Annotated in this window: 19 protein-coding genes and 3 pseudogenes; 14 read left to right on the top strand and 8 right to left on the bottom strand. The window is 39.2% G+C overall.

Annotated elements, in window-relative coordinates; translation table 11 throughout:
* The first annotated feature begins 631 nt into the window (after positions 1-631).
* Positions 632-1591 (top strand): LpxL/LpxP family Kdo(2)-lipid IV(A) lauroyl/palmitoleoyl acyltransferase, encoded by a 960-nt coding sequence (locus ACF8OV_RS05650; RefSeq protein ID WP_069536696.1) that lies wholly within the window; start codon positions 632-634, stop codon positions 1589-1591.
* A gap of 90 nt (positions 1592-1681) precedes the next feature.
* Here ACF8OV_RS05650 and ACF8OV_RS05645 read toward each other — a convergent pair.
* Positions 1682-1951 (bottom strand): annotated as a pseudogene (locus ACF8OV_RS05645) (carboxypeptidase M32); the annotation flags it as partial.
* A gap of 86 nt (positions 1952-2037) precedes the next feature.
* Between ACF8OV_RS05645 and ACF8OV_RS05640 the strand changes: the two are divergent.
* Entirely contained in the window at positions 2038-3942 is a 1905-nt protein-coding gene (locus ACF8OV_RS05640; protein WP_069500128.1) for a recombinase family protein, read from the top strand.
* Positions 3943-4017: 75 nt separating this feature from the next.
* On the opposite strand, the pseudogene ACF8OV_RS05635 reads toward ACF8OV_RS05640, so the two are convergent.
* Positions 4018-4901: pseudogene (locus tag ACF8OV_RS05635) on the bottom strand (IS5 family transposase).
* Positions 4902-5511: 610 nt separating this feature from the next.
* Here ACF8OV_RS05635 and ACF8OV_RS05630 point away from each other — a divergent pair.
* The 5 genes from ACF8OV_RS05630 to ACF8OV_RS05610 all read left to right on the top strand — a co-directional run bounded on the left by ACF8OV_RS05630 (position 5512) and on the right by ACF8OV_RS05610 (position 9368).
* Positions 5512-6057, top strand: coding sequence for a hypothetical protein (locus ACF8OV_RS05630; protein ID WP_025538535.1), 546 nt, complete (start codon positions 5512-5514; stop codon positions 6055-6057).
* Positions 6047-7435 carry a relaxase/mobilization nuclease domain-containing protein gene (locus ACF8OV_RS05625; RefSeq protein ID WP_025794811.1) on the top strand — a complete coding sequence of 463 codons (1389 nt, stop codon included), beginning with the start codon at positions 6047-6049 and terminating at the stop codon, positions 7433-7435. Before ACF8OV_RS05630 ends, ACF8OV_RS05625 begins: the two co-directional genes overlap by 11 nt.
* Positions 7436-7744: 309 nt before the next feature.
* On the top strand, positions 7745-8512 hold the full coding sequence (locus tag ACF8OV_RS05620) for a hypothetical protein (protein ID WP_025794814.1): 768 nt from the start codon (positions 7745-7747) through the stop codon (positions 8510-8512).
* 156 nt (positions 8513-8668) lie between these two features.
* Positions 8669-8866 (top strand): hypothetical protein, encoded by a 198-nt coding sequence (locus ACF8OV_RS05615; RefSeq protein WP_005376117.1) that lies wholly within the window; start codon positions 8669-8671, stop codon positions 8864-8866.
* Positions 8867-8996: 130 nt separating this feature from the next.
* Positions 8997-9368 carry a transcriptional regulator gene (locus ACF8OV_RS05610; protein WP_025789592.1) on the top strand — a complete coding sequence of 124 codons (372 nt, stop codon included), beginning with the start codon at positions 8997-8999 and terminating at the stop codon, positions 9366-9368.
* A 230-nt stretch (positions 9369-9598) separates the two neighbouring features.
* On the opposite strand, the gene ACF8OV_RS05605 is transcribed toward ACF8OV_RS05610, so the two are convergent.
* The gene (locus ACF8OV_RS05605) at positions 9599-10573 is read right to left on the bottom strand and encodes a hypothetical protein (protein ID WP_224723971.1); all 975 of its coding nucleotides are present in this window, start codon (positions 10571-10573) and stop codon (positions 9599-9601) included.
* Between the two features lie 273 nt (positions 10574-10846).
* Entirely contained in the window at positions 10847-13474 is a 2628-nt protein-coding gene (locus tag ACF8OV_RS05600; protein WP_025789590.1) for an AAA family ATPase, read from the bottom strand.
* 811 nt (positions 13475-14285) lie between these two features.
* On the opposite strand from ACF8OV_RS05600, the gene ACF8OV_RS05595 reads away from it, so the two are divergent.
* From ACF8OV_RS05595 to ACF8OV_RS05585, 3 genes are all read left to right on the top strand, one after another.
* Positions 14286-15113 (top strand): hypothetical protein, encoded by an 828-nt coding sequence (locus ACF8OV_RS05595; protein ID WP_025789589.1) that lies wholly within the window; start codon positions 14286-14288, stop codon positions 15111-15113.
* An 832-nt stretch (positions 15114-15945) separates the two neighbouring features.
* Positions 15946-16581: a hypothetical protein gene (locus tag ACF8OV_RS05590; RefSeq protein WP_025789588.1), complete on the top strand. Its 636-nt coding sequence runs from the start codon at positions 15946-15948 to the stop codon at positions 16579-16581.
* 26 nt (positions 16582-16607) lie between these two features.
* Entirely contained in the window at positions 16608-17111 is a 504-nt protein-coding gene (locus tag ACF8OV_RS05585; RefSeq protein WP_025789587.1) for a hypothetical protein, read from the top strand.
* Positions 17112-17215: 104 nt separating this feature from the next.
* Here the strand turns inward: ACF8OV_RS05585 and ACF8OV_RS05580 are convergent, their stop codons facing one another.
* On the bottom strand, positions 17216-18424 hold the full coding sequence (locus ACF8OV_RS05580) for an IS256 family transposase (RefSeq protein WP_025789586.1): 1209 nt from the start codon (positions 18422-18424) through the stop codon (positions 17216-17218).
* Positions 18425-18689: 265 nt separating this feature from the next.
* Here ACF8OV_RS05580 and ACF8OV_RS05575 point away from each other — a divergent pair.
* Positions 18690-19625, top strand: a pseudogene (locus tag ACF8OV_RS05575) (IS5 family transposase).
* Between the two features lie 196 nt (positions 19626-19821).
* Here ACF8OV_RS05575 and ACF8OV_RS05570 read toward each other — a convergent pair.
* The 3 genes from ACF8OV_RS05570 to ACF8OV_RS05560 all read right to left on the bottom strand — a co-directional run bounded on the left by ACF8OV_RS05570 (position 19822) and on the right by ACF8OV_RS05560 (position 23259).
* Positions 19822-20820 carry a glycosyl hydrolase 53 family protein gene (locus ACF8OV_RS05570; RefSeq protein WP_025789585.1) on the bottom strand — a complete coding sequence of 333 codons (999 nt, stop codon included), beginning with the start codon at positions 20818-20820 and terminating at the stop codon, positions 19822-19824.
* 249 nt (positions 20821-21069) lie between these two features.
* On the bottom strand, positions 21070-22077 hold the full coding sequence (locus ACF8OV_RS05565) for a LacI family DNA-binding transcriptional regulator (RefSeq protein WP_025789584.1): 1008 nt from the start codon (positions 22075-22077) through the stop codon (positions 21070-21072).
* 78 nt (positions 22078-22155) lie between these two features.
* Positions 22156-23259, bottom strand: coding sequence for an ABC transporter ATP-binding protein (locus ACF8OV_RS05560; protein ID WP_025789583.1), 1104 nt, complete (start codon positions 23257-23259; stop codon positions 22156-22158).
* 213 nt (positions 23260-23472) lie between these two features.
* Here ACF8OV_RS05560 and ACF8OV_RS05555 point away from each other — a divergent pair, with 213 nt between their 5' ends.
* The 3 genes from ACF8OV_RS05555 to ACF8OV_RS05545 all read left to right on the top strand — a co-directional run bounded on the left by ACF8OV_RS05555 (position 23473) and on the right by ACF8OV_RS05545 (position 26962).
* Complete coding sequence (locus ACF8OV_RS05555; RefSeq protein WP_025789582.1) at positions 23473-24708, top strand: extracellular solute-binding protein; 1236 nt, start codon at positions 23473-23475, stop codon at positions 24706-24708.
* A 102-nt stretch (positions 24709-24810) separates the two neighbouring features.
* On the top strand, positions 24811-26115 hold the full coding sequence (locus ACF8OV_RS05550) for a sugar ABC transporter permease (protein ID WP_025789581.1): 1305 nt from the start codon (positions 24811-24813) through the stop codon (positions 26113-26115).
* Positions 26116-26248: 133 nt separating this feature from the next.
* Positions 26249-26962: a sugar ABC transporter permease gene (locus ACF8OV_RS05545; RefSeq protein ID WP_269465938.1), complete on the top strand. Its 714-nt coding sequence runs from the start codon at positions 26249-26251 to the stop codon at positions 26960-26962.
* The last annotated feature ends 3 nt before the right edge of the window (positions 26963-26965 follow it).

Here is a 26965-nt window from a genome sequence, read left to right as displayed (position 1 = left end):
CAAGTAAGACGCGCGTATTGTAGGGTTGTTATAAACGGCGGGTATATAGCGAAAAATGGTATGTATTTACCCAAAAATGAACCGAAAACTCAGTGATTTATTTGTAAGCAATATAAACGTTTGCGTTGGTGTATTGGCGCGCAAAAAGTAAAAGAGACACACAACAAACTGCCTCAGGTTGACCTTCACCCAAGGGTAAGCGTTAAGTTAAAGGGAACGAAGATCGTTAAGGAGAAGTCAAATGGGATGTTGTAATCAAGCGCCAAAAGGTGGAACAGGCAAGCTATCATACTTAATGTTAGTTATCGCTGGATTGTTTGCGGCTATTTTTCTGATCGCCGTTCTTTGGGGGTAATACGCAATCCAAGGTATTGTAAATACACGGTTATGTTTATCCAAACTTTATGAAAGGCGGGTGGATTCATTTCATCAGTAGATGTTAATGTCCGAGCTCGTCTTTGGTGTTTTTGCACGCCCAACATATTCTTGTAAAGTTCTTATTGTGTAGTGTGTCGAAGAACCATAGAATCCGCGCGCTTTAATTTATGTTATTAGCGTTATCAATGATAAAAGTGCTTTTTATTATCATTGTTTCTCCCACTTATAGATGCTCGCATCTGACATTTCATACATGAATAAATACAAAAAGCCTGAATTTAAGGCTAAATTTCTTTTACCTCGTTATTGGGGTACGTTAATTCTCATCGGCGTGATGTACTCATTGAGCCTTCTTCCTTTCAATGTTCAATTAGCGCTAGGACGCGGTATTGGCCGTTTAGCCATGCGAATAATGAAAAAGCGTCAAGTGACGATACGGCGCAATCTTGAGCTTTGTTTTCCTCACATGGGCGAATCTCAACGCGAGGCGATTTTAAAAGATAATATCGACAACTCCGGTATCGCACTCTTCGAAACAGCGATGGCATGGTTTTGGTCAGATAAAAGAGTCAGTAAGCACGTTACGATTAAAGGTATGGAGCATTTAGAAGCGTTAGAAAAGTCCGGTAAGGGGGCCTTAATGTTGGCCGTCCATTCAATGAACTTGGAATTAGGTGCTCGCGCATTTGGTATTCAAAAATCCGGGACGGGTGTCTATCGACCAAACAACAATCCGTGTTTCGACTATTTCCAATACAAAGGTCGTTCTCGTTCTAACCGTACGTTGATCGATCGTAAAAATGTCAAAGCCATGCTTGAAGCACTCAACTCTGGCGAGCGTGTTTGGTATGCGCCGGATCATGATTACGGAAACAGACGTTCGACGTTTGCTCCGTTGTTCGCGGTTAAAAATGCCTGTACAACAACGGGCACTAGCTTGCTAGTCGATAATACAAATTGCGCAATTGTCCCATTTACGATGGTCAGAGGCGAAGATGGGCATTATACCTTGACGATTGATGCGCCAGTGGAAGGTTTTCCAAAAGACGATCCCGATAGTGCTGCGGCTTTCGTTAATAAAATCGTTGAAACATCTATCATGGCAAGCCCAAGCCAATACATGTGGCTCCACCGACGTTTTAAAACCAGGCCAGAAGGTGAAGACTGCTTGTATAAACCAAGACTTGTCCCTGCAATGGATATCAGTATTTAAAAAGAAAAATGCCCAAGGAGCTACGTTCTTTGGGCATTGACTTTCTTGAGTCTTAACTCGTGGGTCTTAACGTTATATTAAGTTCAGCAGTTATAGGTAACGACTTTTTAAGTGGGCTTGGAAGTGTTGAGCATTAAGCGTTTCACCTGTTGCTTGTTTTACGAGCTCATCGGTTGTTAACAAGCTGCCTTTGCTCCAGATATTGTCTGATAACCAAGTAAAGATAGGTGAAAGGTCACCACTTTGAATTACACCATCAACGTCGATAGTCTTCTTCATCGCTGCCATAAACTGTGCCGCGTACATGGCTCCTAGTGTGTACGATGGGAAATAACCAAAAGAGCCGTCTGCATACTGAACACTGATACTTTTTAAAAAAGTATTTATTGACATAGGCTTATCGAACAGTCATAACTATACAGTCACCTCATGGATAGGTTATTTAGATGAAGTTGGAACATTTTTCTCATACTGAACCCCAGATTTATTCTTACAGCAGATTTTCGAATATTAGACAAGAAAAAGGCCGCTCATTAGCGAGGCAAAAGAAATTTATTGATGAGGTTTCAGCGAAGTTTAACTTAAAAATCAATAAAGACTTGGTGATGACAGATAGAGGTCTTTCTGCATTTCATGGTCACCATAAAACAAAAGGAGCTTTAGGAGTCTTTTTAGCTGCTGTTGAAAAACAGTTAATTAAGCCTGGCTCAGTGCTGATTGTAGAATCACTTGATCGTTTAAGTCGAGAACAACCATATATTGCACAAGCAACCCTAGCTTCGCTAGTAAATGCAGACATAGTTGTAGTTACTGCTGCGGATGAAAAAATTTACTCTAAGGAAACTATGGCAAAAGACCCTCTTGGAACGATGATTTTATCAGTACTTGAGATGGTTAGAGCGCACAAAGAATCCTTAAGAAAGACAGAGGCCTCGATTGACTTTCTCCATGGTCAAATAGCAACACATGAAGAAGGAGGGGTTTCGGATTTAGCTGGTCCTCTTCCGTTTTGGATAAGTAGAAAGCAACGACCTCACCCCAAAATAAAGACTGGTTTTGAACTCAATGAGCATGAGGAAATTATTCGATTAATTGTTGATATGCATTTTAAGCAAGGGATGGGACTTCGGCCTATTAGTGTAGAGCTGCTAAACCGTGGCATTAAGCCACCATCACAATTAAAACATTCTCCTGCTAATTCAAGGAAACCAAAGAATGATGTATGGGGTGTATCAACTTTATCACACATTGTTTCTAATCAAGCTCTTTGTGGTAGATATGTGGTTAACCTCAACTATCAGAAGGATGGGAAGAAGCATGTAGAAGACTATGTGTTAAGGTCATACTACCCAGCAATTATGTCTGAAGAGGAATTTGACACCTTTCAAGCGATAAAAAAACGCCGATATGGTTCGAATAAAGGCGACAAAAGCAAGAGAAATGGCTTGGTATATTTATTGACTGATTATGGAAATAAGTCAGTATGTGTAAAGTGTGGCAGAAGTATTGGCTCTCAGCCACAGAAGCAAAAGCATGGAATTAGACGAAGATTACATTGTTCAAAGCACAAGGAAACAGCTAACTGTTGTAAAAGCATCATTCAAGACTATATTGAAGACGCATTTCTTATCTCGGTAGCGAGGCATATAGATTATAATTTAATAAATACTCAAGTTAAGCCAGCTGACATAATTCGCAACTCTGATCGCTTAGAAGAAATTGATTTAGAAATGGCTAATGTCATAGATATGCGTCGTACAGTTAAAGATGAAAAAATTAAATTAAAGTTAAAATTCGACTATGAAACTTTAGAAAATGAAAAGGAGGAATTGATTAAGCAGAAACTTGAATTTAAACAATTTAAGATTGCACCTGACGATATTAAAAAATTCATTCGAACAGTAAATGATGCTCGAAATTATAACAATAATGAAGCGAGGACTTTTGTTAAGAGTATTTTGATGCAATGTATACGCAAAATCGAAGTGCACATGGAAAAAAAGAAGTTAGAATGTTATGGATATCCAAATCTTTTTGAGAATGCAATTGTAAATGTTGTTGACGTGGAATTTTATACGGACAAGAAACTATCAATTTTTGTGAGTGCTGAAACAAACGCACTTTTATTTTCAAAGATAAGTGACGAGTTTGCAGATGAATCATTGGGAAGTTTCACGGAGGAACAACTGAAAGCATGGAACGATGTAGGTTTTGATAACTTCCAGAATCTAGGTGAAAGAGGCACATTAGTTAACGAAAATGAAAATAGTACAGAGAACCTTTGGTTTGCGTCGGATCTTGCTGAAGCCTTTATGAATGAAATGATAAATCAACCTGAAGATGAAAGTTAATAGTTATTTAAGGGTATAAATGACTTTGTTGCTGAATCAAGCTTACGAGCGCACGCTAGCTAAATCGTTCGTCCTTTAAGCGAAATACTGAGTTTTGGGCATACCTATCCAAGTGAACTTATTGAGTGCATTAATCATGGCATAACTGTCCCCAATTTATGCATTGTCATTACTAATGAGTGAGTGATACTCCAAGTAACACATTCACGCGATACATTGCGTTTTCAGACAGTGAACGTCTATGGTAACCATATACTTTTGTTTGACCCATAGAGTCTCTGGCAGCGAACTACAGATTGCATAGATGCCGCTTTTCAGAGAAGGTTGCTTAGGCACTTGGAGGCATCATTTTCTTAACTCTAATCACCTTGTGGTACTCCCTGGTTTCGTAAGCAACGACTCCCGAGATTTCCTTGATTGCTTAAGTGTTTAGGGGAGTACTTCTACACCTGTCCCGCCTGATAGTGTCAGCTAAACTGTGATAATTTCATGAGTATCGGTATCAACAGCAAGATGTGGTTTGCGCCAGGCTCGAAGCTTACCAGTGGTTCCATGCTTTTTCTCTTTCCATTCGCCCTCACCGTATACCTCGAGTCCAGTTGCACCAATGGTTAAGTGCTGAATAGCGCCTCGTGAAGAGGTTTTAAAGCAAACCTCAACATCCTTAGCTCGGCGACTTATATAGGTATAGGGACAAACCAACAGAACATTTGCCAATCTAAAAACGGAGTCGATAGAGCCTTGCAATGCCCTTAAAGGCAAGGTAAACACGCGCTTTACCATGAGAGCAGTCGTGATAGATAGATCACTAAACAACCGTAGTCTACCATGCCTATCCTGCTTAGGTTGTTCCATTCAGTTATCGCAGCTTCGTCAACCCAAAACGTGAGTTAAGCTCGGTAGATTCGTGAGCTATTGTACTTGCGCCAGCTCGTGGTGTTGTACTGAAGCTTCGGAATGAAATTAAAGTAAGTGAATAAGTGTCCCTGAACTGATCGTAAGATTCTGATTTAGTTCATTCGATTTCTACAACAAACCCAGAATCTATAACAAAGATAAAATCTACTTTTATTCAATATAGATTAGTTATTAATTTACAGTAAGTAATAATGATTTAAATTTTACATGCTAATAATTACGGACTGATTATTCCACGAAAATAATATGTCATGACTTCTTAATGATTAAGTAAATTAGACTTATCTTCTACTTATATTGTAAGTAGCTAAAACGTTCCAAGTTAATCAAGGCATATTATCATTATGATTTATATATTCTTTTTCAAGAGTGATGTTTTATTTAAATATTTAGTGCTATTTAAGGTTAAATAAATATTGAAAATATTATTATTTAATTTAATAATATAAGAAATAAGTTTTGAAGCAAGCTGTGTCTGCGCGTTTATTTGTCCCAAATAAAAACGCCGACAAATACTCCGCCCATTCTGGTTGGTTGCTCTAACCCCCTTCGGTGTTAGCGCTGGTTTATCATATGTTGTTAGTCTTAAATCTTAATAGCTATATCTAATTATTTGAGAGGTGAGTATAGATACAATAAAAGGTAATAATTATGAAACACGATATGTTAGACATTTTAAGAAGTGTAGGTGCAAAAGATTTTAGAGCTATTGAAACCGCCATTAAGACAGTAAAAAAAGAGAAATACAAACCTCGTAAAGAACCTGGTGATTTGCAGATTAAATCAGTAAAGACAAATCTCACTGAAAAAGAATATCAAGAACTAGTTAAAAAGCAATGTATGGCTGGTTATTCAAAGCTTTCAGCATTTACTCGTGACGTCATCAATAATGCTGTAAAAGTCAAACCCATCATTCTAGAGGCATCTAAAGAGTTCTTTACAGAAACTTCAGAACTCAGTGATCAAATTAAAACAATTGCCACCGATATTGAGAATAGTAAAGCTCTCACAAGAGATGAAATAGAAAGTACTCTTGTAATATTAGCGGGACTATTAAGAGAGTTTCAGGCAACTCGTCACTTGCTAGTAAATAGCTTTACTCAAGAAGCGGCTTATGAAATAGCAAAACAGCATTTAAGTGAAGACAAGCTTGTTCAGGCACTGAAAGAATTCAGAGGGTCAAGTCATGATCTATAAGGAACCTGCACAAAAAGGCGGTGAGCACACTGAGCAGACCGTAGACGCTCTCATAAAGTATGTGGCTGGTGACGATGAACGAGTGGCTAAATATTTAGTAAATTATGGTGCAGGAATCACTAAAAGCGCTGATGCAGTAACAGAATTTATTTATGCAAATAATATTATACATATCCCTGTAAATGCTAAAAACGCACCAGGGGAGATGTTAGATATGGCACTTGCGATAAGGGAGATGCAGGAGTCTATAAGGCTTAATCCAACCGCCAAACAGCAATTTAAGCACATGATTGTAAGCTTAGATACTAATGAGAGTTTAACTAATTTCCAATGGTGCAAAACAGCTAAAAAGTTGATGAATCATTTGGGTTACGCAAATTGCCGATATATTGCTTTTAAACATAATGATACCGATGAACAACATATACATGTAGTCACATCTACTATCGATATAGTAACAAGAAAACGCATCAAAGACTCTTATAGCAAGATACGAGCACAAGAAGTAATGAGGGAGCTAGAGATAGAGTTTGGTCTGCGACAATTAGTAAGTAGTAATAAGATTGGTTACGATTCCTATGCTGATATTAATGACGCTAAAATATTTAACAAAAAGGCTCAAATAGCTCGTCTGGTAAAAACTGGTATCAATAAGTTAAAGCCACGCTCTAATCTTGCAGAGTTTGTCACTGCTGTTGAATCAACACATTCAAGCCTCAAAGTTGAGCTACAAACAAAGAAGGGGGTTGCGGTGGGGATCGTATTTAATCTCGACGGAGTTCGAATGTCTGCCTCCCAGTTAGGTGGAAATCGAAAATATACACTCGGAAAGCTTATTGGAAACGGTATTCTACATGACGCCTGTAAGGACCTGAGTAACTATGAAGAAGAACTAGAAAGAGCGGCTGCGCACGCTCAAGAACAATCAGATAATGCGCTTAGAGTTTACGAAAGTAAGCAAGATCAAGATATGAGGAGTTATCTTGTGATGCTTTCTGTGAATGTTAGATATCGCAAAGAAGTAGAACAATTCATAGATGACATGAAATGGAATCTGAGAGCACGTAAAAGATTAAAAGGCGCTTCTGATGTCGTGTATGTCGTTGAGATGATTTCTATGCTTAAAGATGTCGAAATGGGTTTTGAAACAGTTATTGAAGCGCTATTTTTGGATACTCTTGATAAAGCATTTAGCTGTATCACTAAGCGAAAAACAATGGAAAATGTATTTGAAAATTTAAGCACAAAACAGATTTCTGAGAGTGACTATAAGACTTTTATTGCTACTGCTCATGTTGATATCTTACACAAGAATGATAAACCACAACGAAGTTCGGTGAACAAACTATTAGAAAGTATCATTAGCCAGGATCACTAAGGTATAAATAATTAGCCTAATATTTATAGCTATCATTAAATGTAATTATATCACTTTCTATATATAATTCACTAGTCATTATTTTTTAATTCCTCACTAATTATTAAAAATCAATGATTCGTCATAGTTAATAAATATTTTATTAAATTTACCCGTCAATAATAATTAAAATTAGTTTATTCGTAATAGATAAATTTTACGAATCAACCTGTTAAAATTATATTTTTTGTAAATTCCAGTTTGTTTACTTATATAAAGTTAACTGGTATCTTGTATTAAAAGATAAGAATAAATTGTAAGGTTTAAGTTATGGCTAATTATGCAGATGCAATGAATGTCGCGATTGATAAGAAAAGAAATAATATACTTGATGATGGTAAGAACTTCACTCCGTATCGACATAGGAAAGGAATGACTCTTTATCTTCGACTAAATATTAAAAGATGTGATGAAGAAGTAAGAAATGGCTGTCCTAAGAATAAGGTTGTCATTGTTGCCAAAAAACGTATTGATGACATTCCAAAGTATACATTTGAAGAGTTTCTAGAAAACGATGTAACTGAATGTGTAAAGTCAGGGGAGTATAATGTTACCAAAGGGGCTTACGACAAGTTTATAGCTAAACACAAATCTTATTATAGAATATATCATGAAGCAAAAGTGAATGAATGCCGTGGTTATTTCGATATTGATAGAGCTGGAATTAAGAAAGAGGCGGCAAAGATATCAAAGCCAATCCATGATGTTGCAGATATTGTTGAAAAGCTTGCTTTAGATGGTCTTTTGACTGCTGTAGAAGCACAAGATCTGTATCAGTCAATGTACAGAATTAAACAAGTATTAGACGCATACGTTATGCCTGATATTCTTTTTCAGAATATGCTTTTCTATGATAAAAAATTAACTGATAAAATTAAGACTTACAATCATTTATCTAACTTCAAAATTTCAAGTAAAGCAAATGCTGATCGTTTTGTTAAACACATGAGTAAAATAGACAGTTTTGAGACTGGTAATAGAGTTAAAAAATTAAGCACTGAAAGAAAGGTGTTAGAGTCTTTGTGTTCCAGTCTTTAATAAAACCTCATTGATATCTGCCAGATCAAAGATCTGGCTTTTCATATTATATTCAAGTGTCCATTTTTAAACATAATGGATGAATAGTATTGTTTTACTGAACATCATGGATTAGTATTCATCATATTCTGCTACCAACATGTAATAGGGATGATTATGAATGATGATATTCATGAGCAGCTTGGCGTCAATAAGTCATTTCTTAACGAAACATTTGCAATGATCCGTATATCAAAAAATGGTGAAGTTTGGGTGCAATACCAAGATAAGATGGATATACCATCAGGCTCTAAAGCAATTAATATTACAGCTGATGTTCTTAAAATTATTGCGCTTTATAAAAGTAGTGAGTAATAATAGTGCGGTTTAATGAAATTAGATTTAGATAATAAGGTTTGAGAAGTCGACTGTAATTTATCATTATTATCACTGTTTTCTCTTTCCATTAAAGGGAAGTATTATATTTTATAGATATGGACAGACTATGAAAGCTCGAATTGGAATAGCCGATGAAGAACTAGTTCGTAAGTATATGTTGGATGTTTCAGCTGGTAAATTAAACCATGTAGAAAATTTTCCTCATTTGTGGTTTACATCATTAACGGAGCTGGCCCAGGTTTTAACTAACGAAAATATTAAGCTTTTGTATATGATTTCTCGTGATAGAGCAAATAATGTAAGGAAGTTATCTGAGATAACAGGTCGCAGTGTCGAAGAACTTTCGATTTCTATTGACGACCTTGCATCTAAAGGTTTTGTTCGTATTGATAGGTGTGGAAACGAAGAGTGTCTTACAGCAATTTATACATCTTTTGAGGTCCTCATGGGTAAAGAACTGGAAGATCTGCTTCTATAGCTCATCAATTTTTAATACATGGAGTTGGTGCGCAGACGTGAGACTGGCGTTATATCGATGAGGTGTATTCGATCCCTGAAACGTGTGCAGAGAGCAATCGTTTACGTTACTAAATTGTAAAAATATGGCGACTTGCTTGAAAAACAACGTAAACGCGATCGAAATCACCGAAATACGAATCTCCCGTTTCTAAAGGGGGAGCTAAAATTAGTTGTGCAAGAACATCAAATCTAGTTCAGGGTTACTTCTTCTTGTAATCGCAAACAGAACGGGTTCATCTCAGAAAGAATGAATTCTTCAAACCAAATATTTACATCATCAAGTAACTTCAACCCTTTCTTGGCCGTATATACCGAAAGTAAGTCAAGCTCTTCAAGGTCGATCATCTCTTCAAGAGGTGAAGACCTTACTAAGTTATGAATCGATCTATTTCGCTCTTTACGCCACGAGTCCACATCACGCTTAAGATTCTTGGGTAAAAACTCATCACACAGTTCTGTGAGCTTTGCAAAGCTCTTTGTCCCTGCTTTTTGCCCTTTCAAGTACAAAACCAACGATAAACGGTCTGAAATGCAACTTTCTTCAAGAGCGATTGCTTCGAGATAAAATTCTTGGTTTATGGCCTCGTTGATACGCTCAACAATGTGCTTAGAGCGCTCTTCTTTCTTGATGATCGTTGAATAAGCAGAAAACTCTTCATCTGGGATGTGTCTTGAGATGTGCAAATTCATCACCATAGGCCTAAAGCTTGGCATAGAATCCAAGATCTCGGTGAATTGTTTCATAAAGGTATCAAGATATGTGTATGTATAGACGTTCTCACGCTTTAACCACCAAGAATAAAGCATATCCTTTTCGGTTCTTGGGATTTGAATAACTCGCTCTCCGATATGGGAAATATAATTGTGTATATTATGAAGAAAGAATGTGCAATGGAATAGAATCGTTTTCCCTTCTGGATACATTGCGTAGGCTTCTGGGGTCATATCATTAATATGAGTTTCAAAGACTTTCTTTTGTTCTACATGCTCATTTTCAATGAGTAAACACAGTGCATTGAGCAGATCTGTAGGGTTCTTTACATCAAAACCATCTAACCATAGTGATTCGAACAGCCCAAAAGCAAAGCTATAACCATCAATGTAACCATCTTTGAAGAATGTGTAGTGTTTGCGACTTTCGAGTTGAGCTTGTTGCTCTTCCAATGAGATATTCACTAGGTTCTTGTTCATTTCACTTCCTGATAATACGCCGAGATATCAAAATCAGACATTAGAAAATCTTAGTCTAGATGAACACGTTAGTTTAGTGAAGAACATCTACCCTAAGTCGAAGTAGGGCACTTTTTAGTTACAAAGTGCCAACTATGCCAACTATTAAGGTTCTGGACAATTCCGAGTTTGGATTTTTAAGAGATAACGAACACTCGAAGAAGATCAGATTGGGCAAAAACAAAACCTGATCCCATTTTCACATTTCTATACTTCTAGTGCTTTATCAAGAGCATCAAGTGATGAAACAATTGTTCCGACTGTTCCATTCTCAAACTCGACTCGATCTGTTTCTTCGTGTGTGCCCTTGTTCAAGTAGACCCAGTGTGGATCTTGACCGCCAACTCCAAGTAAAGAATCTAATGCAACAACAATATCTGCTTTATTTGGTATAGCTGCTTTGGACTTGTTTAATTTAGAGCGCAAGTTATCAGCTAAAGCTCTTAAGTCCCAAGGTGCATGGGGAGTACGCCTAGAAACACTGATTGGTTTATCTGTATTGTCACAATGCTTTCCATAGTGTAGCCATGCCTTTTCACAAAGGTGTTCCAAAGCTCTACGAGATGACATTAAAGCATCTCGATATTCAGCTTGCGCATATAACTCAGAAGCTGCCAAAACATAGTTTTTAGGGCGCTGAAGAGAAAGCACTTGAACGTGTCGTTCACCTTTTTGAGGCATAAAGATGTAGGATTCCGCGCTTTTAGCTGCTTTTGAACCTATCGTTTGATGTGTATCTTTAAAAAACTCCTCACCATGGCACGCCATAATAATTTGCTTGGCATTGAAGAACTCATCTTTAAATAAAGTTTCTCTGATTGCTTGTCTATGTTCGTCATCGATTGCATTAACTGGATCATCGAAGATCAACAGCGGACAATCCGTTTTGATGTTTTTGGCAAGCAATATCGCTAAACCTAAACAGCGAATGTGACCTTCACTGAGTACATGTAAAGCGTCGAAGTGTTTCTCAGGCTCTGCTTGGAAAGAAATCTTCAAGCGTTGGTTTTGTCCAAGTGGTAACTGAACTGCCGCTAGCTTATCGTTTGGAGAATCATAGCGATTGAATGCATTGTATAGCTCCGTTACTTTTTCACTCAAATCAGCAACTAGCTTAACTGGCAAAGCATTTTTATACGCATTAAGCTTCTCTACAAAGGATGCGTAGGCACTAACGATTTCCTTATTTCGTGCAACCACATGTTTTTCACCCTCAACACTAGAGATTAACTCTGCATTCTCCTGATCAAAACTAGCAATTGCTTGAGTTGCTTTTTCAAATGTTGTTTGAGCTGTTTGGCGGCGTGTTTGTAATACAGTTATGCTCTTCGCAAAACCACGTAGTCTATTCAGTTCCTGCTGCTTCGCCGTTCTAACTTGGACTTGTTGTTCAATTGCGGTATCGCTTTGCTCCAATTGTTGTACTTGCGCTTCCAGATGTTGCCAAGCCGTATAACCACCTTGCGACGGTTGAAGCATTGAGTTAAACCACTTAATTGTAGGCTGGATGTTAGAGGCAAGTCTAAACTTATGAAGAGGGTTAGCTGTTAAACGATCACAGGAAACATTAATGACTTGTGATAGTTCCGCCAATGACTGATTAAGGCTCTGATAGTATTCTTGGGATTTAGCTTGTAAAACTGCAAGATGCTGTAGCTTTTGCAGCTCTTCGTCTGCATGTGCATAAGGATTCAGGGCTGTCTGTGTCAATGGAGTTTTACAGGCTGGGCACTTATCAGGGCTATTCGCTTGTAATTTAGATACTGATTCATACAACTGCTTAAATGATACTTGCTGACTGGCATTAACCAATTCTTGTTGGCTAGCATTGTAGTTAGCAAGGTTTGTATTGATTTCACTTCGAATAATAGCAAGCCTAGCTTGGGTCAAGCCGCTTTTCGCATATACTGGCTGTTGCAAATCAGTTTCCAATTTACTAATTAGCCCAGGGTTTTGATCGTCACCGTTTAGCTCTATCATCATTTGATTATAAGTACAGCCTAGACGATATTGTTGTGCCAGCGCAGCCTCTTCACCACCAAGCTGCTTCAAGTTGGTGTTGTTTTGTTCTATTTGTTGTTGATGTCCAACAAGAGTCTGTCGCTTAAGGTTCAACTGAACTGATTTTTCACCAACTAAATCAATATACTTACCATCGATTTCTGGTGAAAAGTTTTTTACGAATTCATTAAATGAATCTAACCCAAACAGTGTTGATATCAGCTCCATTTGTTTAGCTGGTGCCTGCGCTGCAATGCGAGAAAAGCTATCAATTCTGTTCTTTTCTACAAAACAGAAGCGATATAAAGATTCGTCAGGTTGGAGTACTACATCATTTCCTTGATGATCAACACCCAAGATCTGTGGTGGACTAAATGAGTTGGTATGAGCATTTTTCAGGTAATCATCCTGATTACGGAACCGCTTATTTTGCGCTTCTTCAACAGCACCTAGCAAACCATACTCTAACGCCTCGCAGAAACTTGATTTACCTGTACCATTTGGCCCGTAAATCAAAACAAGCAGACTGTGTAGGCTCAAAGACTCTTTTTTGGCAAAACCACGAAAAGGACCAATTTCAATAGACTTTAGCTGCTTGAACATTTTGCCAGCGTTACCAGTCTCGTATGTAACTTCTGCAATGGCATCTGAAAGGTTAGCCCACTGATTTGATGCTAGGCTAGCAACTTTCTTGACTCGTTTGCCTTGTGTCGTGCCTAATGGATAAACCTCTTCAAAGTGCGCAAAAACAAGATTTGCAACTTTTCGTACGCCTGCTGACACCTCCTCGGCATTCAATGTTTGCAAAAAGCGCAAATATTCATTTTTTATCATTACTATTCCCTACCAAACCAATCACAGGTTAGCTATTTTTAGTTTTAAATCTGTTCTAACTGCTCCAAAGTTCACTAACGTTGCAATCAAACAGGGAGGGGGCAGGTCTTGCCTTTGCCTCGATCATAAATTTTATTTATGCGATTATGAGCTAAGAATGAATGCTGTTCTCTCGAGCGTAACACAGTTTGGGCACTTCTGTGTTAAGAAGTGCCAACTGTGAAAGTGCTGGACATTTCTTTGTTATATGTCTTGTTATATTAGTAATCAATGATTTAACTTAGATATGGGAAACTCGTTTAGTTGAGTGTCCAGTCTGGCTGGAGCAGATCCTCCCTCAGCACGGTTCTGGATAAAAAGCATCAAAAGTTGCTTAACTTAGAGTCCAGTATTGATCAGCACCACAAAACCTATTCATTCGACTCCTGCGGCGCGAGCCGCTCATAATCAGCACTGCTTTCGCAGTGCATCAATCGATGTTTAATTCATAGTCAACAAACCATCTTTACCCTTTATAGAGGGTAGTCTGTCGTTTACCCCCGATAAGGGGTAAGACCGTTCCTTTTCAAGGATTTCGTTTTTCTTTTTATATATAAATGAAGTCAAAAGTAAATACTTTATGTTACTTAAGTTATTGTATTTTATAGTAATAATTCATTGACATAATGCTTTTGGTGAGTTCTAATGAAAATGAATGCTCTCTATCTCAATTTGCATAAAGATTGAGTTAAATAAACTAAATAATATCAAATAATTCATCACCTTAGAGGTGAAGGGAGGACTTTACTAGTATATAAATGGAGAAATAAAAATGGTTAAACAAAAAAACAAACTTATCCGTGATCTATGTGACTCAGCAAAACCTATAGTTGCGAATAAAACTGATCAGCGCATCACTGATGATGTGAAAGAGGGCGTAAGAGAAATCGTATCGAACTCTAATAACGACTTTATTGACACAGTAAAGTTGGCTTCAAGTCCCATTGATAGAGAAGATATTGATACAGAAAGAGTTAAGATTATTACTCACTTTCAAGAGGCTTTTCCCTGGGATTATGGAGACGGATTTAACGCCATTGTAACAGCTAGTATACAGAGTGAAGAGCATCAGTGGTCTGGTGACCTATTTGTTCAATTATACGATGGAGAATTCTCATCTGATTGCCAAGTTTCAGCCCTAGATTTAGATCACCAGAATTGTTTAATTTCTGACTATGATAACCTTACAGTATTCAGTTCATATACTGAAGAAACAATGACAGAGTTCTTTGAAAAAGTTATAGAAGCAGCAGAGATGGGGTTTTCTGAGGAGTATACTTTTGAAGCATTGCTTGAGGAGAGAACGGGCCTTGACGTTGAGGATTATGATTTCCAGGTAGCGGGTTGCGGTGTAGGCAATGACATCCGTTTAGAAAACTATAAAGCTGTCAATGGAGAACAAATTGTTTTAGTGGCTGTTGATAATCGAGCAAGAGCAGAGTTACGAATTAACCGCTTCAAACTTTTCGCGAGTAACGACGACTATAATGAATTTCTAGATGAGTGTATGAATCTAAACGGTAAACGATTGCAATGGAATGATTGGAATTATGCTCTAAACATATACCAACACATGGATAAACCAGATAATGATTGGTGATTTTCTAAAAGAGCATGTTTAGAAGTATATAATTAGTTACTATCAGTACTAGTAATAAAGCTAAAGTCATTCACTATGAATTGAATCAAACCAGGATTCATATACTGCTAAAAGCTAGCACCTATTCTTCGGTAAATCGACCCTGCGGGGTCGTAAATTGCGGCGATATCATCTGACGCCGCATTGCCTACTTCGGCGATAACCCTTGTGCTGTTAGGCATACAGTCTCAGTCCCCAAATCCGTTGTTTCATCCTTTTCTCATCCTAGAGTTCAAGAGCTACGCCGTGATACATATGGTGCGCAGGCCAAAGCACGAAGCACCATATCATTGTTTCGGTCAAAGCTATCCTTTAAGCAGCCATAACGAATAGTTTGCCCCCGTGATTGACGACCTTTAAGAGTGCCTTAAGTCACAGCCAAGCAAATCGGTCATTTGTAATCTGCGGCGAGAGCCGCTTCCCGTGAACGAGCACTGTTTACACAGTGCATTGGTCAATAATTGAATAGTTTTAATCAAACCAAAGTTTATAGTGCAATTTACCCCCTCTAGAGGGTAAGTCGGCTTTTACCCCCGATAGGGGGTAAAGAGGTTTCCTCCCACTAGTCCATGTTTCTTATTAGATATAAACAAGCTTAAAAGTAAATGTAAGTCATTGTTTTTAATGCAAATAGTGGTTGACTGGGCAGTTTTTATTGGTTTTAATATACCTGAAAACTCTCTATCTCTACTTGCGTAAAGATTGAGTTAAACAAATGAAACTATATTAAAAACATTCGTCACCCTAGCGGTGAGAAGGAGGGTATTACTAGTCAATAAATGGAGTAAATATTATGAATTTCAATGTAATTAAAAAGAACAGAAAGTACTTTGCTGCGACAACAGACAATAATAAATCTTGTAAGATTTTGATCGACGAGTGCTCAAAAGACTTAGAGTTAGGTGAGCATTTTCTTGCTGTTATAGATATCTCAGTTCGCTCAAAGTATGGGACTGATCTGATTTATAAGTTAGCAGCAAACGTAGAAGAACAAACTAAATTAGGCATTTGTTCTTTAAAATCAGCATATAACACACTGTTGATTGAAGAGTGCCGTAAACTCGGCGGTACTTGGGATAAATCTCAGGGCGCTTGGATATTTTCAAGTATTGTAGAAAAAGAAGTTGAAGAACTCGATCAAACCTTCAATAGCGATCTCATTACGATTGAGATTGAGGCTATCGAGGAAATACAAGAGCATGGCAAGGCGATAGAGTTTCTTGGGTATCCTGTTTGTAAAGCATTTAGTCGTGATTCAGGTGCTCGAATTGAAACTGGGATTGCATTACTATCGGGCTATTGTACTTCGGGTGGCTCAAAAAAACGATGGACAACCGTCTTGAGTGAAGGCGCGACTTTAAGGCTAAAGATCCCAGTGGATTTACTCAATATTTATGAAGACAAAAAATTTCAAGTTAAAACCATATAAATGATTCATAAATAAGAGTAAAAATAATGTCAAATCGCATAATAAATATTATCGAATTTAAAACTGAAGATCTTGCTCATGCAAGTTCCATTATTGAGTGCATTAGTAATGAAAATAATGAGTTAGATTTTAATAGGTTAATTCCTAGCCCTGAGTATCTGAAGGTTTTGGAAGGAAAGAATAGTTCTTGTCATGTTGAGCAAGACAGTGATTGGAATTATAAACATTGGTACTCAAAATGGAACGCTTGGCACAGTGAATTCAAGCTTGAGGAAAAATATGAATATGTTTACGGTAGAATTAGCTTTATTTCCTTTAATAATATGCCATACCCAATATTCATCGCGCTATCAGAGAAGTACCGTGAAATCCGCTTTAAAGTAAAATTTGCTGACCAATATGCTTTTGGTTGTGATTGTGGATTTCTAGTCTTCCAGAATGGACTGGAAATTGACTGTCATGTGTCACCTAATGAGTTTGAGTCAGATGAGCAATACTCGTATTGGCTAGATATCGCAATGAGTGTTTAATAATTTTTCAGCTCAATCGTTAGAGAGCAAGCTACCTCCCTCAAAGTCTAGACGCAGCTTGCTTTTTTAGCGACCCTGTAAATAATTCTGTGTAACTGTCAGGGTTACATGTATTCAGTGAGTCGGTCTTCGAACATAATCATAAAGCGATTTAGAGCTTGTCGCCAGTTTCTAATCGGCATCGTCCACTTCTTGGAAGCATCTCGGATAGCCAGGTAGATCACCTTCCTAGCTGATTCATCCGTTGGAAAGAGCTTGCGCTTCTTAATCGCTTTTCTAATAACGCTGTTGAGAGATTCAATGACGTTAGTCGTGTAAATGGCTCGGCGAATATCCTCTGGGTAGTTAAACAGGGTGTTGAGGTTGTCCCAATGCGCCGTCCAAGAGCGACTGATTTGAGGATATTTACTATCCCATCGGTCAGAGAAGTGCTCTAGAGCAAGCAGAGCCTCATCTTCGGTGGCTGATTGGTAGATTTTCTTCAGGTCAGTCGTCACCGCTTTGTAGTCTTTCCAAGGGACGTACTTGACCGAGTTTCGCACCATGTGGACGATACAGAGCTGTATTTGCGTCTCTGGGAACGCAGTGTTGATAGCGTCAGGAAAGCCCTTGAGTCCGTCAACGCAAGCGATAAGGATGTCTTTTACCCCACGGTTTTGAAGCTCAGTCAGCACGTTGAGCCAGAACTTGGCACCTTCCGTTTCAGAGAGCCACATACCGAGCAGTTCTTTTTGGCCTTCCATGTTGACCCCTAACGCAAGATAGACCGCTTTGTTGATGACTTGCTTGTCTTGGCGCACCTTAACCACGATGCAATCGAGATAGACGATAGGGTAAATTTCGTCGAGAGGTCGCGACTGCCATTCAATCACTTGCTCAAGCACCGAGTCGGTTACTTTTGATATCAGCGTTGGCGAAACATCAGCATCATACATTTCCTTGAACGTTGCGACGATTTCACGTGTGGTCATGCCTTTCGCGTACAGGCTCAATATCTTGTCGTCCATGGATTGGAATCGAGTTTGGTGCTTGCGGACGAGTTGAGGTTCAAAGCTAGCTTCACGGTCGCGAGGGACGTCGATATCGACCTCTCCATCATCGGTGATGATTGACTTGGCCGAGTAGCCATTGCGGGAGTTGGAGCTGGTTCTGGATTGGTGTTTTTGATATCCAAGGTGCTCATCGAGTTCAGCGTTTAACGCTGTTTCAACGGTCACCTTGGTTAACATTTTTCGGAAGTCATCCAGGTCAGATTCTGTCTTAATTGACTTCGCCGCTTCACGAGCAAAAGCTTCGAGTGCTTTCTTATCCATATTGTCTATCCTTAGCCTTTAAGGCTTAAGTTTAGACAGTTACACAGAATTCAGGACACTCTCTTTTTAGCTAGATCAAAGTTTTACTTTGTGCAATCCAGCCTTTCCTTGACCACCAAAAAATCAACCCACCATCATTTGTGATATAAAATGTGCCTTTCTCCTTTTTGCTCATTTGTATGACAGTGTTGCCTTCAACGCCATGATCCAACAAAATCGATAAGCTAAGATCTGATCCACTATGTTTATCCAATAACTTAGCCTAATGCCGAAACCTCGCTACAAAACCACTAATTGGAATCAATACAATCTATCGCTTATTAATAGTGGTTCTCTGACATTCTGGATGGATGAAGAAGCTATTCACAAGTGGAAGCAGAGTAAACAAGGTAAACGTGGTAGACCTCGTCAGTTCGGCGACTTAGCCATTACCACTGCGCTTATGATGAAACGAGTTTTCTCAATGTCGTTGAGAGCATTGCAAGGGTTTATCGATTCTGTTTTTTCATTGGCTAACGTTCCTATAGTCTGTCCACATTACAGTTGTATCAGTCGAAGAACTAAGCAAGTCGAGGTTTTATTTAAACCAAAGACTAGAGTGGTAATACACAGCATCTAGCCATCGATGCAACAGGCCTCAGGTTTATGGCGAAGGTGAATTGAAGGTCAAGAAGCATGGTACTGACGGGAAGCGTAGAGTCTGGAGAAAGTTGCATTTAGCGGTAGACACCAGCACTCACGAAATCGTCGCGGCAGAACTGAGTTTATCTAATGTTACCGATGTAGAAGTCTTTTCTAACTTGCTCAAGCAAACACGCCGAAGAATTATTGAGATATCTGGTGATTGCGCTTATGACACAAGGGATTGCCACGATGCCATACGGATCAAGCGAGCTGTTCCACGAATCCCACCAAGAGAAAAGGCAGCCTTCTGGGAGAATGGTCACCCTAGGAATTTAGCGGTAGGTTGCCAGAAGCTCTACGGAGCCAACAGTAAGTGGAAAAAGTGGTACGGCTATCATAAATGCTCACTATAAGAGACAGCAATGTATCGAGTGAAGCAGTTGTTAGGTGGCCGGTTAAGCCTGAGAAACTACAATGCTCATACGCTATGATTAAAGCGCTGAACAAACTTACAGGGCTTGGTATACTTGAAACGCAGTGTGTTAATTGCTCAATTTCAGGCAGTTTGGTTCTCTGACCGAATTACGCAACAAAGCCCACAACATCATCAAAAACTGACTTTAGATACTCTGGATCTACTAAAAAATCATCTTATGATGAAATGATATTGTCAGTGTGGAAAGCGTTATAGAAACAATTATTAATTTAAGTTTGTTCTTTCGAATATGCCCCTCTAATCAAAGAGGGGCTTGAAAAATATTTTATGTTTTTACTCATTCAAGAAAGGCATCAAGAGCTTGAGTAGGCTGGCGCGTATTTGGATCCCATGCACCCAACGTATAACCTTGCCAACTATATGCCTGTGGCTCCCAATAGAAAATCCCAATGCCTTTATCTTGATTAACATTACGTACTTTTTGGATCATATCGGCAACGATAGTCTTTGCTTGAGGCTCATCCCAAGGCACGCCAATTTCAGTGATCATCACTTCCGTTCCGTAGCGTTCGACCATGTCATTGAGATTAGAGAGGCATTGATTGTTTGCTTCTTGCCAAGTAAGGCCAGTAGCATTCTTGGGATAGGACGATGCGCCAATAACATCCCACCAAGCACTGTTGGATTGTAAGCCATCAAGAATCCATCGGAAATTAGCATTGTCGTGACAGTTTGCTAAATGGACAATGACCTTGGCATCTGGGAATACTTCTTTGGCTGCGTTGCGTCCGCTATTAAACAACCATGCATAGTTACGCATGTTGCTTGAAGCCATTCCTTCATTCCATAGCATTCCGTTGTTGGTTTCATTACCGACTTGAATCCATTTTGGTGTGATACCTGCAGCTTTTAAGGTGTTGAGTGAGTCTCTAGTGTAAGACCATACTTGTCCCATTAAATCTTCGAAGCTCAGTTGTTGCCATGCTGCGGGTTTCCACTGGTTACCTGGATCGGCCCAAGTGTCGCTATAGTGGAAGTCAATCATCACATCCATATTCGCGTCTTTGGCCCACTGCGCTTTGACAATTACATCATTCAGTGAGCTGTAATAACCATCACTGGGGTTAACCCAGACACGAAGACGCACTGCGTTCATGCCATGGTCTCGTAATATTGAAAGGACATCTTGTCGATAGCCCCAATCGTTGTAGAACTCGTAGCCACTGTCTTCCATCTGAGTTATCCAACTAATATCCGCACCTTTAATAAAAGCGTGAGAATAGTTTGAGGCCACTAATGAGCCGAAGATGGCTAGTGTTTTTAGGGTATTGTTCATCGTTTCACCGTTTTTATATATTCACGTTTTAATTGTTTTTAAACGTAAATAATATAGCAAAGGATTTTAGTGTTGAGGTGATGTATAAAAGTGTTAGTGATTATTTTTATAAGGTGATTTATGTAGTTGTGATTGTGGGTAAATTATCTAAGTAAATTTACTTAGATAATTGTGATTATGATCCATCTACAAATTTATTAAGTCAATTTTATCATCCGTGATGTTAAAGAATCATAAATTAGCGCGCAGTTAGTTAATTTTAAAACTGTCTCGCCATATAAACTCATGACCAAATAAAACCGTTTTTTTGTATTTTCTGCCTTCCATTTTTTCAATAAACATATCTATTGCTACTTCTCCCATTTCAAACGGGAACAGTCGCATTGTAGTAAGGCTTGGACTCATATGTCGGGCTGACGAGATATCATTGGTGCCGATGACTTGTATATCGGTTGGAATGGTTAACCCTGCCTCATAAATGGCTCGATAAACACCAACGGCCACCATGTCTGTCGCGGCGTAGACCACGTCGGGAAGCTCATCGAGTTGTAGCATTTCTTTCATTGCTTGATACCCCGACTCGATGCAATACTCTTTACTTACTTTACATAGCGCATCGTGATACAAGCCGTTTTCTTTGGTAACTTTACGAAAAGTATGTAACCGCTCCTCGTTATTGCCAATAAAAGCAGGTCGTTTACAACGGCTTTTTAGTACATTTTGCATAACGTCATTGGACAACGCCAACCGGTCAATTAAGACTGCATCGGTTTTGCTACCTAAAGGGTTAGAATCAACAAATATGATATTGTGGTTAGCTTGATATAAGGTATCTACAATATGTTTGGAGAAATGTCCGACTGCAATGACGGCTGGAGCGTTTTCTATTAGATTTATATTAGTATCGATCTGGTCTAAATGGAGTGTTCTTAAATCGACTCCTTTTTCTAAGCATCGATTTTGAATGCCAGCACGAATAGAAGTGAAATACGGGTCGTCTATTTCCTGTGTCGGCGTTAAAAAGTTCAACATAACAACATCACGTACGCCAAATGGCTCATTCGTTTTGGTTACTTCATGATGAACAAACTGTTTTTTACTGCGTTTAGGGGATTGATAGCCAAGAGACTCTACTGCCTCCAAAATGGCCCGTTTTTTGTCTTCACTTACAGACAAAGTAGGGTCTTCGTTAAGAAAGCGAGAAATAGTGGAAGTAGAAATCTTCGCTCTTTGTGCAATGTCTTTAAGTGTAGCCAAAAGATTACCCTATATTGTTTTTATCGGACGGTCCTAGCATGCCAAAGAGCATTCTGAATGCTCTTTGGCACTAAAGCGCTAATGTGTTGATTGTACAGAATCAAATTTAATGACGTTTCCATCAGGTTCAAAAATGTGTAAATGGGAAGGTGATGTAAATAGCGAAATTGACTCACCAGGCTGTACTTGTGTGTCCCCATGATGAAGGTATTTGAAGTCATCCACGCCGCCACATTGGCCAAAGATGTAAGTCATGCCTCCCAGTCTCTCGACCACTTCACATTGGAATGCAAGTGTGATCATATCTGGATTTGTCGTGAGGTGTTCTGGTCTAATACCTAACGTTAGATTTTTACCTATTTCAACCTGAGCTGTTTTTATCGGTAAAGTGATTGAATGACCCACATCTAGACTCACTGTTAAGCTCGTTTCATCCCAAGCTTCAACGGTACAAGGAAGAAAATTCATTTTAGGCGAGCCAATAAATCCGGCAACAAATCTGTTAACAGGGTTATGGTAGAGATCCATTGGTGAGCCAACTTGCTCAACTTTACCATCACGAAGCACGACGATTTTATCTGCTAATGTCATGGCTTCGACTTGGTCGTGCGTTACGTAGATCATGGTTGACTTAAGTTCTTGATGTAGCTTTGCAATATGTAGACGCATATCCACACGTAATTCTGCATCAAGGTTTGATAGAGGCTCATCGAATAAAAACACTTTAGGATCTCTCACGATAGCACGACCGATAGCAACGCGCTGACGTTGCCCGCCTGACAGTTGGGCTGGTTTACGATCAAGTAGATGTTCTAACTGTAGTGCTTTACCAACCAGCTGTACTTTTTTATCTCGCTCTTCTTTTGGAACTTTGTTTACTTTTAGTGAGTAACCCATATTTTCTGCAACAGTCATATGCGGGTATAGAGCATAAGACTGGAATACCATAGCAACCCCTCGTTCTGATGGTGGAGTGTCGTTAACGACATTTCCCGAAATAGATATTGCTCCATCACTGATGTTTTCTAGGCCTGCAATCATACGCAAGAGCGTTGATTTTCCGCAGCCAGATGGACCAACAAACACCACAAACTCACCTTCTTCTATCGACAAGTTTACGTTGTGAATGGTTTGGGTATCGTCAAAACGTTTTACGACATTGGATAACTGGATCGAAGACATTTTAATTCCTCTTAAATGATAATAAATAAAGTATGTGATCTAATTCGATTTTTATTTAGTAAATTTTATTCTCACTTGTCTGATTAATCACAATAACTGCTAGCTTTAGTGATTTAAATCACATCAATGAATAGCCTGTATGGAAAAAATAACACAAAGGAGCATATTTGCACCATAAATTATTTTTACCAAAACGAAAAGGCGTGAAACTTTATGGATAATAATAAATTTAGTAAAAAACTATCTGCTCTTGCAGTTACCGCTCTATTTTGTTCGCCAATGGCGTTAGCGCAGCAGTCCTTATTAGTCTGGGAAGACATTCAAAAGTCTTTGGGTAATGAAGAGGCGGTCGCAGCGTTTGAAAAGAAACATGATGTGAAAGTGAATGTGCTTGAAATGCCATATGGCGGTCAGGTCGAATCTCTGCGCATGGATGGCCCAGCAGGTACTGGCCCTGACGTCGTCTTGATCCCACATGATCAGATCGGTGGGGCGGTTATCCAAGGTTTACTTGCTCCAATTCAGGTCGATAAAGCCGTTACCGATACATTTAGTCAATCTTCTATTAACGCATTGACTTACAATGGCGTGCTATACGGCTTGCCAAAATCCGTTGAAACCGTATTTATGGTTTACAACAAAGATCTTATTGCTGAGCTACCAGAAACGATGGACGAAATATTTGAGCTGTCTAAGAAGTTTCGCGAAGAAAATAAATACGGTTTGCTAGCAAAATGGGATGAGCTTTATTACACCTACGGAATTTTAAACGGTATGGGTGGTGATGTTTTCGCTAAAAAAGACGACGGTTCGTATGATCCTAATAAAATATTATTGAATACTCCAGGGGCAGTAGAAGGCGCGAAATTCATTCAGAAGTTCTATGACTCTAAAGTATTCCCTACAGGCATCATTGGTAATAACGGGCTTAATGCTATCGATTCACTATTCACGTCGGGCAAAGCAGCGATTGTTCAAACTGGTCCTTGGGCGCTCCAGCCTTACAAAGAAGCAGGGATCAACTATGGTGTAGCCCCACTTCCAAAATTGCCATCTGGTGAGCAAATGGGGTCATTTATGGGCGTGAAGAGTTACAGCATTTCCACTTTCTCGAAAAACAAACCATTAGCGCAAGAGTTTATTACGTTCGTCAATAACTATGACAATGCGAAGCGCCGTTTTGAATTAACTGGAGAGGTTCCGGCAGTGACAAAATTGGTAGACGATCCTGTTATCAAGAATGACCCAGGTGCAAGTGCAGTGGCGATGCAATCCATTCACGCTACGTCTATGCCTTCCATTCCTGAAATGAACGAAGTGTGGGGCCCTGCGAACAGCGCACTTCAGTTGATTGCAACGAATAAACAAGATGCGAAAAGTGCACTCGACTCTGCAGTAGACAGCATCAATATGCAAATAGAAGCTAACCACGCAATGATGGGCCAATAATTTAAAGATATTGTTCTGGCGAAAGCAATTGTCGGCCCTATATAACCATCTTGGGCTGGGGCTGACAGACGCCAGAAGTTTTCCGAAATGGAGTTGTAAGTGATGTCTGACATGAGTGAACATTTTGAGCATAACTCGGGGCTGTATCGATCCCAACGGTTTACTGCCTCTTTATTTTCAGTAATTCCTGGCTTTGGCCAGTTTTATAATCGACAGTTTGTAAAAGGCATGATGTTCTTCATCTTGCTAACAAGTTTTTATGCAGTAACTCGTGATTTTATTTCCCACGGTATGTGGGGGCTTGTCACACTTGGCGAAAACCTACCAGAGGACAACTCAGTTTTCCTACTCGCAGAAGGCATTATTGCTTCGCTAGTGGTGGTATTTGGTTTAGCGGTTTATGTACTCAGCATTAATGACGCCTACAAAAACGGTCAACTGCTTGATGAAGGCCGCCCACTGAACTCACTTCGTGTTCAGTATCGCAATGTCATCAATGCTGGCTTCCCGTATCTGATGATAAGTCCGGGTTTTATCCTTTTAGTCTTTGTTGTTGTGTTTCCGATCATCTTTGGTTTTGCGATTGGTTTTACTAACTACAACCTTTACAACTCACCGCCTGCGAAGCTGGTGGACTGGGTTGGATTGAAGAACTTCTTCAACATTTTCCAAATTAACTTGTGGCGTAACACCTTTATCGATGTGTTGCAGTGGACGGTCGTTTGGACATTAGTTGCATCAACATTGCAATGTACAGTCGGGGTTCTTTTGGCGATTCTGGTTAACCAAAAAGACCTTAAATTTAAGCCTCTGATCCGTACTATCTTTATTCTTCCTTGGGCGGTACCGGGCTTTGTTACCATCCTTATTTTTACCGGGATGTTTAACGACAGCTTTGGTGTCATCAACAACGTGATTCTCGACTTCTTTGGTATTGAGCCTAAAGCTTGGCTGACAGACCCATTCTGGACGAAAGTCGCGCTCATCATGATCCAAACCTGGTTAGGTTTCCCATTTGTATTCGCCATGACAACGGGGGTTCTACAGGCGATCCCTAATGATCTTTATGAAGCTGCGACGATGGACGGTGCAAGTAAACTCCAGCAGTTAAGAACCATCACTTTACCGCTGGTTCTGTACTCAATCGCTCCAATTTTGATTACTCAATATACGTTTAACTTTAACAACTTCAATATTATTTATCTGTTTAACAATGGTGGTCCTGCTGTCATTGGTAGTAACGCGGGCGGCACCGATATCTTGGTGTCATGGATTTATAAACTGACGATGTCCTCATCGCAATACGGTATTGCATCTGCAATCACTTTATTACTGTCGATTTTTGTTGTGGGCATTGCTCTTTGGCAATTCCGTATGACCAAGTCATTCAAAGAAGAAGCGAGATAAAAATATGAGTATTAAACGTAGTAATCGCATCCGATTGACATTGAGTTACGGCCTAATTTTGTTGGTATCAGTGATCATTATTTACCCGTTAGTGTGGACGGTTGGAGCGTCATTCTATCCAGGTAACAGTATCATGGGTGAGTCCATATTCCCGGATAACCCGACTCTGAGTCATTATGCCACTTTGTTTGCTAATGACAAAGTAGCTTACCTGACCTGGTTCTGGAATAGTTTGAAAATCAGCTTTTTGACCATGGTACTAACGCTGATCAGTGTGTCATGTACGTCATATGCGTTTTCACGCTTTCGCTTTAAAGGAAGGAAAAATGGTCTAATGCTGTTCCTTCTGTTGCAGATGATCCCGCAATTCTCCGCCCTAATTGCGATATTTGTCTTAGCTCAGATGTTGGGATTGATTAATAGCCATCTTGCATTAGTACTGGTTTATGTTGGTGGCATGATCCCGATGAACACGTATTTAATGAAAGGTTACTTGGACGCGATACCGAAAGACCTGGATGAATCAGCAAAAATGGATGGTGCGAGTAATATCCGTATTTTTTTGGAAATCATACTGCCTATTTCAAAACCAATTATTGCAGTAGTAGCCTTATTCTCTTTCACGGGTCCTCTAGGCGATTTTATTCTCGCTACAACTATTCTAAGAACACCTGAAAATTATACGTTACCTATCGGTTTATATAATTTGGTCGTAGAAAAAATGGGGGCGAGTTATACCACATATGCAGCGGGTGCTGTGCTTATTTCAATACCTGTAGCGCTTCTTTATCTATCACTACAAAAATACTTTGTATCTGGCTTAACAGCAGGTAGTACAAAAGGCTAATAC

The sequence above is a fragment of the Vibrio sp. GLN_1 genome (assembly GCF_043106015.1).
Taxonomy (GTDB): Bacteria; Pseudomonadota; Gammaproteobacteria; order Enterobacterales; family Vibrionaceae; genus Vibrio; species Vibrio parahaemolyticus.
The sequence above is the reverse complement of the archived record's forward strand: the minus strand, read 5'-3'. Positions and strand labels throughout refer to the sequence as shown.

Coding starts and splice junctions, on each gene's coding strand:
- ACF8OV_RS05570 (WP_025789585.1), bottom strand. CDS start 20,820: ATGAACAATACCCTAAAAACACTAGCCATCTTCGGCTCATTAGTGGCC.
- ACF8OV_RS05625 (WP_025794811.1), top strand. CDS start 6,047: ATGATCTATAAGGAACCTGCACAAAAAGGCGGTGAGCACACTGAGCAG.
- ACF8OV_RS05555 (WP_025789582.1), top strand. CDS start 23,473: ATGGATAATAATAAATTTAGTAAAAAACTATCTGCTCTTGCAGTTACC.
- ACF8OV_RS05590 (WP_025789588.1), top strand. CDS start 15,946: ATGAATTTCAATGTAATTAAAAAGAACAGAAAGTACTTTGCTGCGACA.
- ACF8OV_RS05630 (WP_025538535.1), top strand. CDS start 5,512: ATGAAACACGATATGTTAGACATTTTAAGAAGTGTAGGTGCAAAAGAT.
- ACF8OV_RS05615 (WP_005376117.1), top strand. CDS start 8,669: ATGAATGATGATATTCATGAGCAGCTTGGCGTCAATAAGTCATTTCTT.
- ACF8OV_RS05595 (WP_025789589.1), top strand. CDS start 14,286: ATGGTTAAACAAAAAAACAAACTTATCCGTGATCTATGTGACTCAGCA.
- ACF8OV_RS05610 (WP_025789592.1), top strand. CDS start 8,997: ATGAAAGCTCGAATTGGAATAGCCGATGAAGAACTAGTTCGTAAGTAT.
- ACF8OV_RS05640 (WP_069500128.1), top strand. CDS start 2,038: ATGAAGTTGGAACATTTTTCTCATACTGAACCCCAGATTTATTCTTAC.
- ACF8OV_RS05580 (WP_025789586.1), bottom strand. CDS start 18,424: ATGGATAAGAAAGCACTCGAAGCTTTTGCTCGTGAAGCGGCGAAGTCA.
- ACF8OV_RS05600 (WP_025789590.1), bottom strand. CDS start 13,474: ATGATAAAAAATGAATATTTGCGCTTTTTGCAAACATTGAATGCCGAG.
- ACF8OV_RS05585 (WP_025789587.1), top strand. CDS start 16,608: ATGTCAAATCGCATAATAAATATTATCGAATTTAAAACTGAAGATCTT.
- ACF8OV_RS05650 (WP_069536696.1), top strand. CDS start 632: ATGAATAAATACAAAAAGCCTGAATTTAAGGCTAAATTTCTTTTACCT.
- ACF8OV_RS05620 (WP_025794814.1), top strand. CDS start 7,745: ATGGCTAATTATGCAGATGCAATGAATGTCGCGATTGATAAGAAAAGA.
- ACF8OV_RS05560 (WP_025789583.1), bottom strand. CDS start 23,259: ATGTCTTCGATCCAGTTATCCAATGTCGTAAAACGTTTTGACGATACC.
- ACF8OV_RS05550 (WP_025789581.1), top strand. CDS start 24,811: ATGTCTGACATGAGTGAACATTTTGAGCATAACTCGGGGCTGTATCGA.
- ACF8OV_RS05545 (WP_269465938.1), top strand. CDS start 26,249: ATGGGTGAGTCCATATTCCCGGATAACCCGACTCTGAGTCATTATGCC.